This window comes from Ancrocorticia populi (assembly GCF_003123745.1).
Classification (GTDB): Bacteria; Actinomycetota; Actinomycetes; order Actinomycetales; family Actinomycetaceae; genus Ancrocorticia; species Ancrocorticia populi.
Window position 1 is genome coordinate 145,148 of sequence record NZ_QETB01000001.1, and the last position, 17,787, is coordinate 162,934.

Annotated in this window: 16 protein-coding genes; 8 read left to right on the top strand and 8 right to left on the bottom strand. The window is 58.1% G+C overall.

Annotated features, from left to right (window positions below; translation table 11 throughout):
* The first annotated feature begins 10 nt into the window (after window positions 1-10).
* Window positions 11-898, top strand: coding sequence for a myo-inosose-2 dehydratase (gene iolE / locus DD236_RS00690; protein ID WP_109092468.1), 888 nt, complete (start codon window positions 11-13; stop codon window positions 896-898).
* A 126-nt stretch (window positions 899-1,024) separates the two neighbouring features.
* Here iolE and DD236_RS00695 read toward each other — a convergent pair whose 3' ends face one another.
* Genes DD236_RS00695 through DD236_RS00710 form a run of 4 tightly spaced genes read right to left on the bottom strand, consistent with a single transcriptional unit; the run spans window position 1,025 to window position 4,022 of the window.
* Window positions 1,025-1,657, bottom strand: a complete 633-nt coding sequence (locus tag DD236_RS00695) for a YczE/YyaS/YitT family protein (protein WP_109092469.1) — start codon at window positions 1,655-1,657, stop codon at window positions 1,025-1,027.
* 33 nt (window positions 1,658-1,690) lie between these two features.
* Window positions 1,691-2,488, bottom strand: coding sequence for a sulfite exporter TauE/SafE family protein (locus tag DD236_RS00700; RefSeq protein WP_109092470.1), 798 nt, complete (start codon window positions 2,486-2,488; stop codon window positions 1,691-1,693).
* Window positions 2,489-2,497: 9 nt separating this feature from the next.
* Entirely contained in the window at window positions 2,498-3,487 is a 990-nt protein-coding gene (locus DD236_RS00705) for a Gfo/Idh/MocA family protein (RefSeq protein ID WP_109092471.1), read from the bottom strand.
* 10 nt (window positions 3,488-3,497) lie between these two features.
* A complete protein-coding gene (locus tag DD236_RS00710; protein WP_109092472.1) occupies window positions 3,498-4,022 on the bottom strand; it encodes a heme-degrading domain-containing protein in 525 nt (174 codons plus the stop codon).
* Between the two features lie 333 nt (window positions 4,023-4,355).
* Here DD236_RS00710 and DD236_RS00715 point away from each other — a divergent pair, with 333 nt between their 5' ends.
* A complete protein-coding gene (locus DD236_RS00715; RefSeq protein WP_243409863.1) occupies window positions 4,356-5,489 on the top strand; it encodes a zinc-binding dehydrogenase in 1,134 nt (377 codons plus the stop codon).
* A 168-nt stretch (window positions 5,490-5,657) separates the two neighbouring features.
* On the opposite strand, the gene DD236_RS00720 is transcribed toward DD236_RS00715, so the two are convergent.
* Entirely contained in the window at window positions 5,658-5,906 is a 249-nt protein-coding gene (locus DD236_RS00720) for a hypothetical protein (protein ID WP_109092473.1), read from the bottom strand.
* A 153-nt stretch (window positions 5,907-6,059) separates the two neighbouring features.
* Window positions 6,060-7,550 (bottom strand): hypothetical protein, encoded by a 1,491-nt coding sequence (locus DD236_RS00725; protein WP_109092474.1) that lies wholly within the window; start codon window positions 7,548-7,550, stop codon window positions 6,060-6,062.
* A 107-nt stretch (window positions 7,551-7,657) separates the two neighbouring features.
* Between DD236_RS00725 and DD236_RS00730 the strand changes: the two genes are divergently transcribed.
* From DD236_RS00730 to DD236_RS00745, 4 genes are all read left to right on the top strand, one after another.
* Window positions 7,658-8,686: a LacI family DNA-binding transcriptional regulator gene (locus DD236_RS00730; RefSeq protein ID WP_165819778.1), complete on the top strand. Its 1,029-nt coding sequence runs from the start codon at window positions 7,658-7,660 to the stop codon at window positions 8,684-8,686.
* Between the two features lie 9 nt (window positions 8,687-8,695).
* Window positions 8,696-10,135 (top strand): NAD(P)H-quinone dehydrogenase, encoded by a 1,440-nt coding sequence (locus DD236_RS00735; RefSeq protein ID WP_109092476.1) that lies wholly within the window; start codon window positions 8,696-8,698, stop codon window positions 10,133-10,135.
* A 192-nt stretch (window positions 10,136-10,327) separates the two neighbouring features.
* Window positions 10,328-11,698, top strand: coding sequence for an MFS transporter (locus DD236_RS00740; protein WP_109092477.1), 1,371 nt, complete (start codon window positions 10,328-10,330; stop codon window positions 11,696-11,698).
* Window positions 11,699-11,738: 40 nt separating this feature from the next.
* Window positions 11,739-13,214, top strand: coding sequence for a glycoside hydrolase family 32 protein (locus DD236_RS00745; RefSeq protein ID WP_109092478.1), 1,476 nt, complete (start codon window positions 11,739-11,741; stop codon window positions 13,212-13,214).
* Between the two features lie 4 nt (window positions 13,215-13,218).
* On the opposite strand, the gene DD236_RS00750 is transcribed toward DD236_RS00745, so the two are convergent.
* A complete protein-coding gene (locus DD236_RS00750; RefSeq protein WP_109092479.1) occupies window positions 13,219-13,857 on the bottom strand; it encodes a hypothetical protein in 639 nt (212 codons plus the stop codon).
* Between the two features lie 6 nt (window positions 13,858-13,863).
* Window positions 13,864-15,231, bottom strand: a complete 1,368-nt coding sequence (locus DD236_RS00755) for a PspC domain-containing protein (protein ID WP_109092480.1) — start codon at window positions 15,229-15,231, stop codon at window positions 13,864-13,866.
* 103 nt (window positions 15,232-15,334) lie between these two features.
* Between DD236_RS00755 and DD236_RS00760 the strand changes: the two genes are divergently transcribed.
* Window positions 15,335-16,531: an ATP-binding protein gene (locus DD236_RS00760; protein ID WP_109092481.1), complete on the top strand. Its 1,197-nt coding sequence runs from the start codon at window positions 15,335-15,337 to the stop codon at window positions 16,529-16,531.
* Window positions 16,532-16,620: 89 nt separating this feature from the next.
* Complete coding sequence (locus tag DD236_RS00765) at window positions 16,621-17,520, top strand: glycine betaine ABC transporter substrate-binding protein (protein ID WP_109092482.1); 900 nt, start codon at window positions 16,621-16,623, stop codon at window positions 17,518-17,520.
* The last annotated feature ends 267 nt before the right edge of the window (window positions 17,521-17,787 follow it).

Here is a 17,787-nt window from a genome sequence, read left to right on the forward strand (position 1 = left end):
AGGAAGAATAATGAGCAAGATTGAACTGGGAATCCACCCGATCGGCTGGACGAACGATGATATGCCCGAATTGGGCGATGAGAACACATTTGAGCAGTGCATCTCCGAAATGGCACTTTCGGGCTACACGGGAACCGAGATTGGACACAAGTACCCGCGCGACCCCGCCGAACTGCATTCCTATCTAGACCCGCGCGGGCTCCGCGTGACGTCCTGCTGGACCTCGCTGTTCCTCACGACGAAGCCCTACGAGGAAACTGAGAAGGACTTCATCGATCAATGCAAGTTCCTTCAGGCGATGGGTTCTAAGTGCGTGGTGGTATCCGAGCAGGGACACTCGATCCAGGGCCAGACTGAAACCCCGATCTTCGATGAAAAGCCGGTCTTTACCGATGAAGAATGGGATCGCCTGACTACAGGTCTAGAGAAGCTGGCGGACGTTGCCGCCCCCTACGGTCTGAAGATCGCATTCCACCATCACATGGGTACGGGTGTGCAGACCACCGAGGAGATCGATCGCCTCATGGCTTCGACCGATCCATCCAAGGTGTACCTGCTGCTAGATACCGGCCACCTCGTGTTTTCCGGTGAGGACCCGATGGATATCGCGACCCGCTATCTGGATCGGATCATCCATGTGCATCTCAAGGACATTCGCGGCCCAGAACTGGCGCAGGCTCACGCGGAGAAGCAGTCCTTCCTTGGTGCTATCCGTAACGGCGTGTTCACTGTTCCAGGGGATGGGATCGTGGACGTAGCCTCTGTCATGAGCCTCTTCAAGGATTCGGATTACGAGGGCTGGTTCGTTGTGGAGGCCGAACAGGATCCCGCCAAGGCGAATCCATTCACCTACGCCACGATGGCACGGAAGTACATCAAGGAAACCACAGGGATCTAGAACTCCATATTCTGTCCCTGAACTCCGAGGAGGTTGAACCTCATGGGGTGATGGTGGAGGGTCCTGCGCTTACTGCGCGGGACCCTCCAGCACATCAGCCAGTGCAGTTTCGGTCAGCAACCTCGACTACGCCGGAGGCCCGAAGCGCAAGAACTTGCCTCGATCTAGGATCCGCAGCGAAAATTGGAGCGAGGTCCCTAAAAGGAATACGCAGGCGATTGTTCCGAATCCGAACGTTCCGCCCATGAGCACACCGATGGTAAAGAGTGTGGCGTCGTAAGCGACTCGTACGGTGCGGTATTGGAATCGTCGCTGATGTTCGAAGATTGCGAGGGGAACGTTATCGTTGGGGGCCATACCAAGATGGGCAAGCTGCACTAGGGCTAAGCCGAACCCGATAACGCAAGGTCCAATAATGACGGCCGCTATTCGGATGCCAAGGTGGGAATCGAGCAGCCACTGTCCGAACGCTAAGGTGCAGACGTTCACTGTGCTGCCAATGAGCAGGACGCCGAGGACTGTCCCGATTCCAATGTGCTGCCGTGCGGTCAGGAGCAGAACGATGAGCAAAACGCCCTGATTGATATTCGCAATGGTGCCTACGAGCAAACCGGTGTGTATCGAGACCCCCTGTGCCAGCAGATTGAAGGGGTCTGATCCAAGTCCGCTGTTCACAAGAAGGGAGCTGGCAAAGCCGATGATGATGAGGCCAAGCACAAGTAGCGTGAGGCGCCGTCCAAAATACCGAGGCCTTTTCATGTTATTCCTTCAGTGTGGTGAAGAGTGGCCGGCTCAGAACAGCAGATAGACGGAGCTGAGTACCGTCAACACGATGATGAGCGGATTGAAGATTGCGGGATTCATCCGTTTGATAAGCCACCGCCCGAGGGCCGCACCCACGATCACCGTTGGTATCAGAAGGAGGTCGGAGGAGAGCGAGTGTGCAGAATGTAGCCCCAGCGTGGCCTGGAACGGCACCTTCGCGATGTTCACAATGAAGAAGAACCACGCCTGAGTGCCGAGGAATCGCACCATGTCGAACCCGGAGGCAAGGAAGTACATCGTCATGGGTGGCCCGCCGGAGTTCGCGACCATCGTTGTGAAGCTTCCGATGAAGCCGTAGATCCACCGCGCGATGGGGTTTTTGGCGAATTTTTCCGACGACGACGAAGTGGTCCCGTCCGCAAGCTCTTTCGTTATGCGGTCCTTACGTTTCCCGTTGAACATTAAGAGAAGCGTGATCGCCGTGAGTGCCAGCAAGATAATGCCAATCATCTTGCGCATACCACCGTCAGAAATAAAGTTGAGGACGATTGCGCCGGCAATAAGTCCAATGAAAACTGGGGGCACGACGAAACGCAGTGCCTTCCAATCCACATCGTGCCGGTACGCCCACACGGCCAAAAGATCGCCCACGAGCAGAAGGATCAGCATCACGGCGGTGGATTCTTTGGCGGGTAGCACGGCAGCGAACATCGCTACCGCTAGTGTTGCGAGGCCGGGTAGGGCAGTTTTGGCAATACCAATGAGCAAGCCGGCCAGGATAAGGATTACCCAGCCGGAAGTCGCGAGATCGTAAACAGGGAGCATGGTGTGTGGTCAGCCTAGGACCGTAGCGGGTGTGTTGTGGGCTTGGATGGTTGCCGCCTCAGCGAGGGCGAGTGCTTCTACACCGTCCTGAAGGCTGGGGGAGAGCGGGCTCCCCTTATCTAGTGCGCGAGCAAAACCGGCAACCTGTGCCTCAAATGCAGCACCATATCGTTGTGCGTTGTTGCTCGTTACGCGGCCATGGGCGCTCGTAGTGTTCGTACCCGATGATACAACCGAGGTTGCGTGTTGGTTCGTCATGGACAGTGAACCCAGTGAGCCGAATGCCTCGATGCGCTGATCCCAGCCATAGACGCACCGGCGGTCATTGATGATCGTGCCGATTGCGCCTGATTTGGCCCTCAGCACGGCAACGGCACCGTCGAAATCTCCCAGCTCCTTGACTCGTGGGTCCACGACGTTCTGGCCCACTGCATGGATGGATTCGATCAGGCCCAAGAAGAAGCGGGCCAGATCCAGCTCGTGGATCATCATGTCCTTGAAAATCCCACCAGAGAGTGGAACGTACTCTAAGGGTGGCGGGAACTCATCGCGTGAAATGAGCGTCAGCTGCTCGAGTGTGCCTATCTCCCCGGCGCTTATCCGCTCGTGAATTTCGAGAATGCTGGGGTCATAGCGGCGGTTGAAACCCATCTGTACCTGCCCACCAAAGTCCTCAACCCGTTCAAGGCACTTACGTGCACGGTCCAGATCAAGGTCTACAGGTTTCTCGCATAGAACGGCTTTGCCCGCATGAACTGCGGCGAGAATGTATGCAACGTGGGTTTCGGTGATGGTGGTAATGATAATCGCGTCAACGTCAGGGGCTTTGATTGCTGCGTAGGCATCGGAGCTTACTTTGACACCGGGGCCAGCAATCGCGTGGGCCTTTTCGATCGTCCGATTGGTGATCCACGTAAGGTTCGTCAGTTTGCAGCGGCGTACCGCATCTGCATGTACGGCTGCGATCTTGCCGGCTCCGATGATGGCGATGTTGATCATAGTGATCTGATTACTTGTGAAGTACTGAGGAGAGGGCAGTTACAACAAGCGCATGGTCATGTGCTGCCGCCAAACCCGAAACAGCAACATAGCCGAGTGAAAGACCACTGGTGAGCAGGAGAGGAAACGCGCCGCCATGAGCGGCATAATCTTCCGCGGGTAGCTTGCTTTGCTCATCGAATCCTCCCTCACCATCATTGAGTTCGTAAGTGAGGCCTACGCGGAGGGATGACTGCGTGTACTGTTCTACAACGCGGCCCTTTCGGCGTGCCCAGCAATCGTTAGTAGTTCCTGCGCCTGGCAGAGCCGTATGGAAGATCGTCTGTGTTCCTACCCGTATATCCACCGCCACCGGCAGGTCTTCGGTACGAGCTATCGAGCGAATGCTCGTACCGATCTCCCAGATGGTGTCTAGATCGAGGGATTCGAAGCGCAGATTCTTCTCTTGATCGTGAACCTCGGCCAAGAGCTCTGGCTGACTTAGCCCGTCAAAATGCTGGCAGAGCTCCACAAATGATTGAGAAAGATTACTCATGATTACCCGTCACCTCGTTGTAGGGATGGCCGCGGCGATGGAGCCATGACCAAGAAACTTATAATGACAGTACAAGGATTCGCAATCTTGGTCAATCGAATGAGAGTCTGGCGGTTCGTTAGCACACATCGTCTGTTTATGACCGAACTGGTTGGGGACGTTAGTCGCACTATTGCATGTAAATCTCGAAGCACTACCGTAAATTTAGCTATTTGTTGTAACAATTAGATGAAAAGGCTTGAAATTGTAGGTACGCTTGCTGATGAGGCCAGGTGATGAACGTCAGAGCCGGCGTTTTGGATGGCTGAGACTTTCCTAGTCAAGGAGGACGAGATGGCCGTAGAAATTCCGTCAACAATGCGGGCAGCGGTACTGAGGGATTATGACAAGGGCTTGCAGGTTGAGGAGATACCCACTCCCCGGGCCCGCGCCGGAGAAGTATTGGTGAAGGTGAGTGCGTGCGGACTGTGCCACTCAGACCTTCACGTTATTGGCGGGGCGATTGCTTTCCCACTTCCATGTGTCCTCGGGCACGAGGTGGCGGGCGAGATCGTAGAGGTTGGACCGGGTAACGAGCACAACGAGCTAGAGGTTGGGCAGCGGGTTGCTGGTGCCTTCCTCATGCCTTGTGGACAGTGCGAGGCGTGTGCAGAGGGCCGCGACGATCTATGTGCGCCTTTCTTTGACCTCAATCGAATTCAGGGCAAGTTGTATGACGGCGAAACACGACTCTTCGAAGAGGACGGTTCACCCATCGCTATGTACTCCATGGGCGGCCTAGCGGAATACTGCGTGATTCCGTCGACCTCCGTCACTCCGGTTCCGGAGAATATCGATCCCGTATCCGGTGCGATCCTCGGTTGCGCAGCCATGACAGCATACGGAGCAGTACGCCGCGGTGCGGATCTCCGGTACGGAGAATCGGTGGCCGTGGTGGCAACGGGCGGTGTCGGATCTAATATCATCCAGATTGCCAAGGCGTTCGGCGCCAAACAGATCATCGCGATTGATGTTTCCGATGAAAAGCTCGAAGCGGCACGTGCGCTCGGGGCAACCGACGTTGTGAACTCTGCAAAGGAAAACGTTCGGGAAGCTGTGTTCTCCAAGACTGGTGGGCGCGGTGTTGACGTGGCGTTTGAGGCACTTGGCCGTCCACAAACATGGAATTCGGCACTTGATGCTTTGCGTGATGGCGGGCGTATGGTTCCCATCGGGCTTGGAGCTGGTGTGCAGACGGCCGAGGTTGAGATCAACCGGACGGTTCGCCGTTCGCAGTCCATCTTGGGCTCATACGGTGCGCTCACCCGGCAGGACCTTCCTGAGGTGGTGCGTATGGCTTCCAACGGCTCGATCCATTACGAGGAGATCGTTACGCGGCGGTTCTCTCTTGACGAAGTGGCTGAGGGCTACGATCTGCTCCGCAAGGGCGAGATCCAGGGCCGAGGCGTTGTAGATATGTCGCTCTAGGGTGTACTGGGGTCGTTGCCTGTAGCTGGGTGACGGCCCCAGTTTCTGGAAGTCTGGATGCAAAAGGATAAAAAAGTGGGCGGTACTTCGCTGTACCGCCCGAATTATCTGGTGAGATTGTGTTGGTTGCCGTTAACGCGCAATCTCGGTTCTAGCTGTTTCCTCTACTTAGGCAACAGGGGAGTCGATAGCATCCTTGATGGTGCCAGCAACTAGTACCAGTGAGAGGATGGCCGTCATAACGCCAGCGCCAATCACAACGCCTGAAGCTTCTGCCAGGGCACCCGCGAAGGCTACCAAGAAGAACAGGGTCATGAGGCCGAGAATAACGCCAAGGCGAATGCTTCCCTTGGACTCGACTGTGGCGGTCCGGACTACGGCCGGTGTGCGAACTGAAGTTGCTGCGATTGCAGTCATTATTGTGCTCCTTTATTCCTATGTTGAGGACATGTAGGAGCACCGGGATGTTCCTACACATCCATGTGCTGTCCAATGTTTCTTGGACACTTACAATAGTAGTGACAAAGGGCCTACGCGCCAAGAGTGCATAGCGTACGTTCCATCACAACCCTAGTAGTTGCGGTGCGCCGCCTCGTGGAGCTCCTTGAGCTGGTCGGGCGTGGGGAATCCGCTCACGTCCCAACGCGGGGGCCACACGCCCTCTGCTTTGCTGAATCCTTCGGGCCAGACGTCGCGGGCGACGTGGAAGCGGATCGTCACGGTTTCACCCTCGTCCTCATCCCACGGCAGTCCGCTGCCTTTACGCACAAAGGTGATGAAATCGGTCTGTGGTAGAGAGGCCGATTGATCTAGAGTCGAATACTGGCAGTTGGAAACCCAGCGGCCCGAACGGAGCCGGTGAACGCTATAGGGCTTAAGCTCCATCTGTGTGCCCTCCCACGCCGCGATCTCCTTGGTCTGGCAGTCATACATCCGCTTGCGGTAGGTGGTCCGAAGCTCCTCCAGAACCTTTGAAGCAGGATGATCGGACATTGGGATCCATTCCTTCCACCCGTCCGAGGCAACGGTATGGGGGAGGGGATATAGGGCGTCGTCGTCGTTCTCATGGCCTCGAAGCTTCTCCATCAACTTCGGGAGGCGGGGATCATCGGCCATGACCGCGAAAAACGACGTACGGCTCGCGGGGATGAAGAGCGGGAGCGAATCCGGATACTCCTGAACAAGGGAATCGGAGATAGTCTGGGCCATGTCCAGATCGGCGAACCATGAACTCTGGTAGTTATTCGGCGAGGTGAGCCAGAAAACGCGCGCTCCAGCCACGTCCGCAATTCCCAGCTCGATGCCAGCCTGGCCTTCGCTGAAGTTGAGCTGGCGGAGTTCCTCCACGGCGTCAACGAACAGGGGGCCAAGCTCGGGCGCGATGGCCCGCTCGGCAAGATCGGAGAAGAACAGGGGCTGGATGGTATCGGGATGATCCTCGGCTAAGCCCACGCCAATGAACTCCGTCAGTGGGATGTACACCATGGAATCGTCGCGCTCGCGGTCATGGGAGGGTAGGAAGTAGTCCGCGGGGCGCACGATCGGGAGGCGGCGGATCTGGCCGTCGTGCTCCTCTTCGTCGTCGCCAACCACGAGCGAGTCCTCTTTGGTTTCGGGGCCCGCACCCAGTCCAGCAGTCAGCGGATTCTGCGAGGTGAGCGCCCCCATGATTGCATCAAACACGGAGCTCAGGGAGGGGCGTGCGCTTTGATCCTGTGGCTCGGCATCGGCAAGCTCCACCGAATCGCCGGAAGCATTGGCATCGCCAGTATCGCCGGGATCGCTAGATTCACGTGCAGGCGTGCTGGCACCCGCACCGCCCTCGCCTTCGGCCACCGCACTATCGGCCTGTTGTACGCCGATCTTCAACAGCTTATTCAGGAGGCTACGCCTAGTTTCCTCGGGCTTGGATTCATCGATCATCTGGCTAGGGCGGAAGCGGAATGCGCGCCCATCGGCCAACAAAACATCGAGCCACTCCCCGTCCGCGTCAACAAACGCGCCCTCTAAATCAGGGTGGGAGGCGGCAACATCCAGAACCCAGTCCATGAATTGCGACATAGGCCCATTGTCTCCCGCCTGCCCACTATTGTGGAATGAGTTCTCCGATGGTGAAGTGGGCAACTCGCTCCCGTTAGACTGTGATCCGTGAAGATTGGGAGATCAACGTGGCAAAACGGGTAACCCTCGCGGACATCGCGTGCCACACCGGACTGTCCGCCGCTACAGTCAGCATGGCGCTGAATGAACGCCCAGAGTCCCGCATTCCGGAGCGGACGGCTGAGAGAGTTCGGACCGCGGCCGCAGAGCTTGGGTATACGCCAGACGTTAACGCTCGCGGCCTGCGAACGGGGCGCACGGACGCTATCGGCTTCGTCTCGGATGAGGTGACGCTCACGCGCTATGCTTCCGCGATGATTCGCGGCTTGCTGGACGAATCGGCCCGCCGCGGTTTCGCCGTCATGATGGCTGAAGCAGAGACCGATTCGGCTAAGCAGGACCGCGCGGTTAAAGCACTGCTCGAACGGAGAATAGATGGCCTCATCTTTGGGCAGATGCGCGCGCATCAGATTGAGCTTCCATCCCTCGATATTCGCGTACCCATCGTTCTGATCAATGGGACGGCGCCCGGAATGCCCGCAGTGCTCCCAGACGAATATCAAGCCGGACGCGACGCCGCGAACTACCTGATTCAGCATGGCCACAAGAAGATCGCCATGATCGGGCGGTCTAGCGATCATCAGGATCCCACGTTCTCGGCCACCATTCCCGAACGCATGCGCGGAATTGACGATGTTCTGGAGGGGGCCGGGCTTTCGCTGACGCAGGAGGTTTACGGCTCCGGGTGGGAACCAGAGTTCGGCTACGAGGGAACCCTGAGAATCCTCGATTCGTCGGAGATTACCGGACTGATCGCCGCCAATGATCGCGTGGCCTTCGGTGCCCTTCAAGCGGCGCAAGTTCGTGGGCTCTCCGTTCCGGATGATCTTTCGATTATGTCTTTCGACGACGAGTTGCTGGCCACCTACGTACATCCTCAGCTCACCACCATGAGGCTCCCGTACCAAGAGATGGGGGAGATTGGGATGCAGCTACTCGCCGATGCCATCACGAACAGAACGGCCCTGGAGCCTGAGACGGTACTGGTGCCGATGCCTCTTGTTGAAAGGGAATCAGTCCGCCAGATAGCAGGATAGGATGGTGTTATGTCAGCACAGAATCCTGGCCCTGCTGGCCACGACAATGCGTCTCCCGTCCGCACTGGAGCACAAGTAGCGATCATTGGTGGAGGGCCCGGCGGCTACGAGGCGGCAACGGTAGCGGCCCGGATGGGCGCTCAGGTTACGCTGATAGAGGCCCGTGGGCTTGGCGGTTCGGCAGTGCTGACGGACGTGGTTCCGTCCAAGACGCTGATCGCCACGGCCGAACAGGCTCAGGAAACGGCCGAGGCGGATGATCTAGGTATTGCCACCTCCGGTGTCTCTATCGACATGGCGCGAGTCAATGAGCGCGTTCGCCACCTCGCGCGCTCGCAATCGGGCGATATTCAGGTCTCTCTGGAGACGCTCGGGGTCCAGGTGATCAATGGGTGGGCCAGCTTGAAGCCCGGCCTCGATGATCGCGGGCGCCGCCAGATCACCGTCCGCCTCGCCGAACCGGAGGATCTTGACCTCGAACTGACCGCGGATATCGTTCTGATCGCCACGGGTGCTAGCCCGCGAGAGCTTCCCGCCGCCAAGCCGGATGGCAAGCGGATCCTCACGTGGGCACAGCTCTATGGGTTGGATGAGTTGCCGGAGCACTTGGTCGTGGTTGGTTCTGGAGTCACCGGTGCCGAATTTGCCGGCGCCTATCGCGGACTTGGGGCGAAGGTGACCCTCGTTTCCTCGCGGGATCGGATTCTTCCGGGGGAGGATTCGGACGCCGCGGAGATCATCGAGCGTGTATTTGTGGAGCGCGGAATGTTCATCGAGCGGCGGACGCGTGCCGAGGCGGTCCGAGCCAGCGAAGACGGCGTGGACGTGACTTTGAACGACGGCCGCGTTATCTACGGCTCCCACTGCCTGATGGCCGTTGGGGCTGTTCCAAATACCGAGGGGTTGGGGCTCGTCGAATCCGGCGTTGAGACAACTGAGTCCGGGCACATCCGGGTTGATCGTGTCTCGCGAACCACTAGTTATCGGGTGTACGCGGCCGGAGATTGCACTGGAGTTTTGCCGCTGGCCTCCGTGGCCGCCCAGCAGGGGCGGATCGCCATGTGGCATGCGCTCGGCGATTCGCTGGATCCTTTGAAAACAGACACCGTTGCTCGCGCAGTGTTCACCTCACCGGAAGTCGCGGCAGTGGGTATCTCCGAAGAAGAGGCTCGTTCCACGGGTCGCAAGATCAACGTGGCGAAACTCCCGCTGGCCCGCAACCCACGCGCCAAGATGCAGAGCGTGGAGGATGGATTCGTCAAGATCATCTCCTCGCGATCGGGGATCGTGATTGGGGGAGTGATCGTGGGCCCACATGCCTCCGATCTCATCTTTCCCCTCACCTTGGCTGTGCACTCCCGGATGACGGTTGACCAGCTCTCCTCCGCTTTCACCATCTATCCGTCCATTTCGGGCACGATATCTGAGGTGGCCCGGATCCTTCATTAGAAGGACGAAACCACCGTACTCACACAAGTGACGTACCTCACAAGTAATCCCCCTCGAAAACCTTGATCATTTCGCCGCGCAGACATAGGTTTAAGTCATGCTTAATCGATTAAGCAACGAACGCGAGATCGATGAGTGCCCATGGCGGCCCACCGGATGTGCCGCCACTGCCCAAGGAAGGAACTGCCCACGATGGCCAGCTTCACGAAATCGTTCAAGAACACGGGGTACCTGCAAAGCTCCGTAAATCTTTTACTGTTCTTCATGTCATGGGGGATCTGGTGGTCCTTCTTCCAGCTGTGGCTGAAGAAAGACATCGCCGAGGGAGGCTTGGGGTTTACCAACACGCAAGTTGGAACCGTCTACTCCATGAACTCGCTGGCAACCTTGATCCTCATGTTCCTGTATGGAACGTTTCAGGACAAGCTTGGTTACAAGCGCACAATCCAGATCTTCATCGCGGCGATCTCCGCGCTGGTAGGCCCCTTCGTCATCTTTGTGTATGAGCCGCTTCTGCACAGCAACTTCATGTTCGGTGCGGTGCTCGGGGCGATTGTTCTGTCCGCCGGATTCATGGCCGGTGTGGGCCTACTTGAGGCCCTGGCCGAGCGCTTCTCCCGCCTCTACAACTTCGAGTATGGCCAGGCCCGCATGTGGGGATCGTTCGGATATGCCATTGTTGCTCTCATGGCGGGATTCCTCTTCACCATCGATCCCAAGATCAACTTCTGGCTGGGTTCGGCCATGGGGCTTTTGAACCTCCTCATCGTGGTGTTCTGGAAGGCGCCCGCACCAGAAGGAAAGGATTCGGCCGAGCAAGTAGTGGAAGAAGCCACAACCCCGAGCATTGGCGAAATGGTAGGCCTCCTAAAGATGCCGGCGCTCTGGCTCGTGATTGTGATCGTGTTCTTCACATGGACTTTCTATACGGTGTTCGATCAGCAGATGTTCCCAGATTTCTACACCGGGCTGTTCGATTCAAAGGAAGCTGGTGAGCGCACCTACGGCGTGCTCAACTCCGTGCAGGTCTTCTGCGAGGCGGCGATGATGGGTGTTGTCCCCATCATCATGCGCAAGATCGGCGTCCGGAACACGCTCCTGTGTGGTTTCGCTGTGATGACACTGCGGATCTTGGGTTGCGCGGTGTTCGCAGACCCGATCGTCATCTCCTTCGTCAAGATGTTCCACGCCCTTGAGGTTCCACTGTGCATCCTGCCCGTGATGCGCTACTTCACCCTGCACTTCAATCCCGCGATGTCCGCAACGCTCTACATGGTGGGCTTCCAGATAGCATCCCAGCTTGGCAACGTGGTGCTCTCCCCAGTGCTCGGAGCCCTCAATGATTCCCAGGGATACCGCTTCACCTTCTTCGTGATCTCCGCCGTGGTTGCATGCTCAGCGGTATTCGCCTTCTTCACGCTAAAGAAAGACGATCAGCAGGTCCTCGGGGATCCGTTCATCCGCGAGACGAGGAAGCCCAAAGTAGAGGCGCCTTCGGACATCACGGCACCTGTGGCTCCTTCCGTTCCCGCCACTCCAGAAGATCCCACCGAAACTAAGTAACGTCAGATACAACACGCCACATCCCAAAGGAGAGAGTGACATGAAAGAACAACTAGCCAGAGCCGAAGCAGCGGTTGCCGCCCTCCGCGAAACCCGCAATGATCGGTGGTACCCCACTTTCCACATCGCCGCACCCGCCGGCTGGATCAATGATCCCAACGGCCTGTCCTTCTTCAAGGACCGGTATCAGGTGTACTTCCAGCACCACCCATATTCCACCCAGTGGGGTCCGATGCACTGGGGCCATGTCTCCTCAACGGACATGGTGACGTGGAAGCGCGAGCCGATCGCCTTCGCCCCGTCCATCGAGGCAGATCGCGACGGAGTGTTCTCCGGTTCGGCCGTCCCCTCCCCGGATGGTGAAACCCTCTACGTTTACTACACCGGCCACCGGTGGGCGAACGGCGTGAACGAGGATGACGGCAACGATCAGGTCCAGTGCATGGCAACCTCAACGGACGGCATCAACTTCGAAAAGCATGGAGTTGTTGTGGAGGGCCCGGCCGAGCTCCCGCATTTCCGTGATCCCAAGGTGTGGCAGATTGGTGATACTTGGTACATGGTGTTCGGCGCTTGCTCGGCGGATAACCGCGGGCAGGTATGGCTCTACACCTCCACGGATATGGAGGATTGGGAGTTCGATTCCATCCTGTTTGAGGATCCTGATCCGGACGCCTTCATGCTCGAATGCCCGGACTTCTTCCCCCTCGGGGACAAGTGGGTGCTGACATACTGCCCGATGGGTCCGAAGCCGGCGGGCTACGCCAACCGGAATGGCCACAACGCGGGATACGTTGTGGGCACGTGGGCGCCCGGGGAGGCTTTCGTTCAGACGAAAGATTATGTGCTTGAAGACTGGGGGCATAACTTCTACGCTCCACAGACCTTCGAGGCTCCTGACGGCCGGCGCATCCAGTACGGGTGGATGGGGAGCTTCGAGGAGCCGGTGGCCTCTCAAGCATCCGACGGATGGTCCGGCCAGCTCACCCTGCCGCGCGAGCTCACTTTGGGAGAGGACGGTAACTTGGTGGCCCGCCCCATCGACGAGGTGAAGAAGCTAAGGAACGCAACCGAGGAATTCGGGAATCTCTCCCTCGGATATGGCGAGAGCTTGGTTCTTGCCGAGGATTCGACCGCGGTGGAGATCGAGCTGGATCTTGATTTGGCGGCTACTACGGCCGATCGTGTTGGCCTTCAGGTTCACAAGACCTCCGATGGCCATCACAGCTACGTCTACTATGACGCCCTAGCCGGTCGGGTGGGAATCGATTCCCGCCTGAGCTACGCAGGAGCGAAGGGCTACCGTGCCGCCGCCGTGAGTGGGGATAAGCTTCGCCTGCGCATTTTCGTGGATCGCGGTTCGATTGAGGTGTTCGCAAACGATGGCGCCACCGCACTCACCTCGTTCTCGTTCCCGGCAGATGGCCCCCGTTCCATCGAGCTATGCTCGGAAAACGGGATTGCGGCCATCTCCGGGTTGCGAGTCCACACGCTGCGGACGATTTGGGAGGATTAGCCCCCTAGTTGGAATCGATGCGCAGGTTTGCGGATGGGGATTTAACGTCGACGACGATTTTCGCCTCACCTATCTCCCCAATACCGCGACCCAGCAGAATGGATTTGCTGCCATAGGTGGCAAACGAGTAATCCGTCAGGGAGGGCTGGCCCACCTCGTGCAGGCCAAGCCCAACGTCAACCGCAACTGACCCGCTTCCAAGGGCAAGCCGGATGGCGATGGGCAGATCTGCATTCATGAGGAGGGCGATGTCCCCTCCGGTTGCCTCTAGCGGCACGAAGGTTGTTTCATCGCCGGGCTCCAGCCACCGAAGATCTGCTACGACCCGGCCCCCTGCGGAGGAAGCTCCAACTGCGGCATCTTGGGCCGTGAGAGGAACGAACTGGCGTTCTGGCATAGTGCTGGTAGTGCCCGTGTATGCGTTAGACGTGTATGCGGGCATTTCCTTCTTTCTGGGCCAGAATGCGGCGGTCAGCAGCAGTACGGCCGTGACTAGAAGCAGGCCTACCACAATCCACGTCAGGCTGAATGCCGGCGAGAAAAAGATGTTATGGCCGTAGGAGGAAAGGAGCCCGGCTCCTCCCACCAGAAGAGCGATCAGGCCGATAAAGATCGTGCCAAAAACGGGACGGTAATTCTTCATGGTTTCTTACTCTCCTGGAGTAGTTGTAGGTTCGGGTGTTGCGGTGGAGGACGCGTCATCGTCCGGATAACCCGCAACTTGTTGTCTTATCGTGATGCTGGACATGGAGCTTTGAAGGTCAATGACGATATCTGCATCGTTGACGTTGGTGATTCCACCGAGGAAGATGGTTCGCGAATCGCTGCCCTCGAAGGAATCACGGTAGGCGTAGGTATTTGAGTGGTCTTCCCAGCGCTCCTCCCATTCGTCGGTATCAACGTCGTCACCCCACTCAGGGTCCGTCTCATAGTAAAGCTCAAACGGTGGGTCCCCGCCGTCCGTGTAAGGTAGCTCGGTCTGGATCGAGGACATCCTGATATTCGTGTTGATGGCGACCTTTTGGTCTTCTGCAAATTGAAGGTGGAGGTCAGCCATCGAGGCACTCACGTTGATCGGCTCGGTCGAATCACCTACATCCAAGTTGGAAAAGTCAACCTTGGAGGTCCCCATCGTCACCGAATATCCAGTGCCGATATCGGAAACGGACGTTGGCTTCCAGCTCTTGTCACTCATCGTGGTCTCATTCGAGTACACCGTGGTGTTGATCAGCATGACCGGGACGGCTAGCATCGCGGCGATCAGCGCGAAGAAGGAGAGAACCCCGCCGCGCCTGCCGAAGATACCGATCACCAGCACGATGGCTCCGAGGGCCAGCGAGGTGAAAGCGATTGTGGCAGGAAGCTGATGCACACTGGAATCCGTGACTTCAAGCAATAACAGGAAGCCCGCGATCGAGAGCAGCGCAACCGCTAAAACCGCGGCAACGGACCGTCCCGAAAGGCGGCGGCGTGCCCGCATCTCCTCGCGCTGGTGCCGGGCCTCGTCGCGCTCGCGGTTCTTTTGTAGATTCTCTTGGGAAGGATAATTCTCTGCCCGCCCTGAGGTGGTCTCTGTAGCAGGCATGACGGTGGTTGGAGGCGTTACGTCGTCGTTATCAATCTCCCTATTGCGCCGGAAGGCGTTGTAACAAACGGCACCGATAATAACGGTGACAATAAGGCCAAGCGTGCTGGTGAAGCTGAGACCAGTAAATACTACGATGGCGGTCAGGAGAAGAGCGGCGGCACCCACGAGGCCGCCGGTGACGTTGCCGCGGGTGACTTCCTGCGCGTGGATCTGGCCGGTGCGCTCGTCCGGGAGGAAGGCCCAGGCCAGTGCATAGAGCATGGCGCCGGCGCCACCCGCGAAGGTGAGCGCGATGAAGCCTGCACGGACTAGGAGCGGATCAACGTTCCACTTGCGAGCGAGCCCGCTGGAAACGCCGCCGATCGGGGCGTCCGCATTGCGCTCAACGCCCAGAGATCGGATCTGTCCAAAGAAGGATGTATCTTTCATGCTTCTAGTCTGGGCGTTGGTGGGCCGAGCCGGTATTGGGGATCACCCTGAATAAACCCTGAATCTGTAGGAGGGTAGGGCGTGGGCGTGACAGGATCAAGGTATGGAAGGAAGCAGTCAGACAGAACGCGCGCAGCGATACCCGCTACGCCGGCCCAAAAGTGGGCGAGTGATCTTCGGTGTATGCCAGGGAATCGCCGATCATCTTGACGTGCCGGTCAAGACAGTCCGGATGGTCGTTGCGCTCTCCGTGCTAGTTTTTGGTGCCGGAATCGTCCTGTATCTGTGGCTCTTCATTACCGTTCCCGCCTCCAGTGAGCGGCCCGCTTCTGTGAAGCTCGCACCCGTTCCCCGGAAGGAATTGGGGAGGCGGCAGAAGCTGCTGCTGTACGCGGGGATTGCCGTGGCAGCGGCAGGTCTAGTGCTGTTGGGCGGGGCACTCAATATTGCGTGGGGAACGGTCCTCGGCATTGTGTGTATCGTGGCCGGGGCTGGGTTCGCGTGGTCCAACCTTTCCGCCGAACTCAGCACCAACCAGGCGCTGGCGCGGCTGGGGGGCGGCATCGCGCTCCTCGTGATCGGCGTGCTGGTCCTTACCGTGCGGGATCAACCGATGGGACGCGTGATTAGTTCTGTTGTTCTCGGAGTTGGGATCCTAGCGGTTGCAGGGCTGGCACTGTGGCCAGTGATCCAGCGGCTTGTGCGCGAGGTTCAGGAGGCCGAAGAAAAGAGTGCTCGCGAATCTGAGCGCGCGGAAATGGCTGCGCACCTTCACGATTCCGTACTCCAAACCCTCACGCTTATTCGCAATCAGGCGGGTGATCCTGAGGCTGTTGGGCGCCTCGCGCGCGTTCAAGAGCGGCAGCTCCGGGCGTGGCTCTATAGCGATTCGGCGGGAGGCGAGGAAGGTAGCGGAAGTCTGAGCCTTGCCGAGGCCATTCGGGCCGCCGCCGGGCAGGTCGAGGACCTTTACGGGGTACCGATCGAAACCGTTGTGGTAGGGGAGGCCGATGGCGACGGCGCGAGTGAGATGTTGCTGGGGGCAGTGAAAGAGGCGCTGGCGAACGCTGTGCGCCACGGGCAGGCGCCAGTTACTTTGTACGCCGAGCTTTCGGGTGATGGCACCGACGTCTCTGTTCGGGATCACGGCGAAGGCTTCGATTTGGGCGCGATTCCAGCGGATCGGCACGGGGTTCGTGATTCTATCATCGGGCGGATTCGTGGGTGCGGCGGCGAGGTGAATTTCCGCCGGCGTGAGCCCGGAACCGAGGTGCAGATTCGGGTTCCATCGGGTTCCTGAACTTGCCCTATAGGCGAACGTCGTTGAAATGCTGAGTAAGAGCTGGAATGGTGTTGTGGCGTACAACATAGCTAACCGACGGAAAGATCATGCGAAAAAAGAATCCTGTGAGTCCCGCCAAAGTTGCTTCAGTCCTAGCTGTAGGCGCGCTCGTGCTGTCCGGTTGTGGCGGCGACGGGGGTGACGACAAAGGGTCAATCACCATCGGTGCCGTGCCCGGATGGTCGGATCAAACCGGCACCGCCTACCTCTACAAGTCCGTACTAGAAGAAGCGGGCTACGACGTTGATATTCAGGAGCTGGGCGATAACGCGCTGGTTTACAGCGGCGTTTCTCAAGGGCAAATCGATCTGTTCGGGTCCGGTTGGATCGATCGAACACATGCGTCCTACTGGGAGGAATACAGCGATTCCCTCGAGGATCTAGGTACCTACTACGATGACGCCCGGCTTTTCCTAGCAGTACCCGAGTACTCCGACATTGAGTCTATTGAGGACATTCCCGAGCACGCGAGTGAGCTGGAGAATCAGATCATTGGCATCGAACCAGGTGCCGGCCTCACGATGATCACCGAGGACGAAGTGATACCGCACTACGGGCTGGATGCTGATTTCGAGTTTGTACAGTCCTCCACCGCCGCGATGATCAGTGAGCTTGAAAGCGCATTAAAGAACGAGAAGGACATTGTGGTGACCTTGTGGACGCCCTTCTGGGTCCCTGTCAACATGGACGTCCGCGAGCTTGAGGATCCCGATGGAATCTACGGCGAACCAGAGGCTCTTCACACGCTTGCGCGTGATGGCTTCTCTGAAGAACATCCCGAAATTGTGAATATGATTGAAAACTTTGAGCTGACCGGCGAACAGTACGGTGACCTCGAGGACACGATGATCAACGAATACGGCGGCAACGATGACGAGGCTGCCGTGGAAGCTTGGCTGGAGGAGAACCCCGAGTTCCGCGACGAGCTGGTCGAAGCCCTCTCCTAAGATTCACCCCGGCTCTCCCCTCCCGAGATTTGACGCAATCTCGGGACGGGGAGCGGCTCGAGGGGCGAGGGGCCTTTGAGGTTTCATCCCCGCTTAGAATTCACCTTATGGTTCCGCATGACGGTTATATCCCTCGCGCTGAACGACAAGGTGAATTCTGAACAAGCTTGACACGCATGTGTTCTACCTGACAGGCTCTTGTCACCGAATGTTCACGTGAACATGTGTGTGGCCGCAAATGTTTACGTAAACACTCGTCGAAGGTAT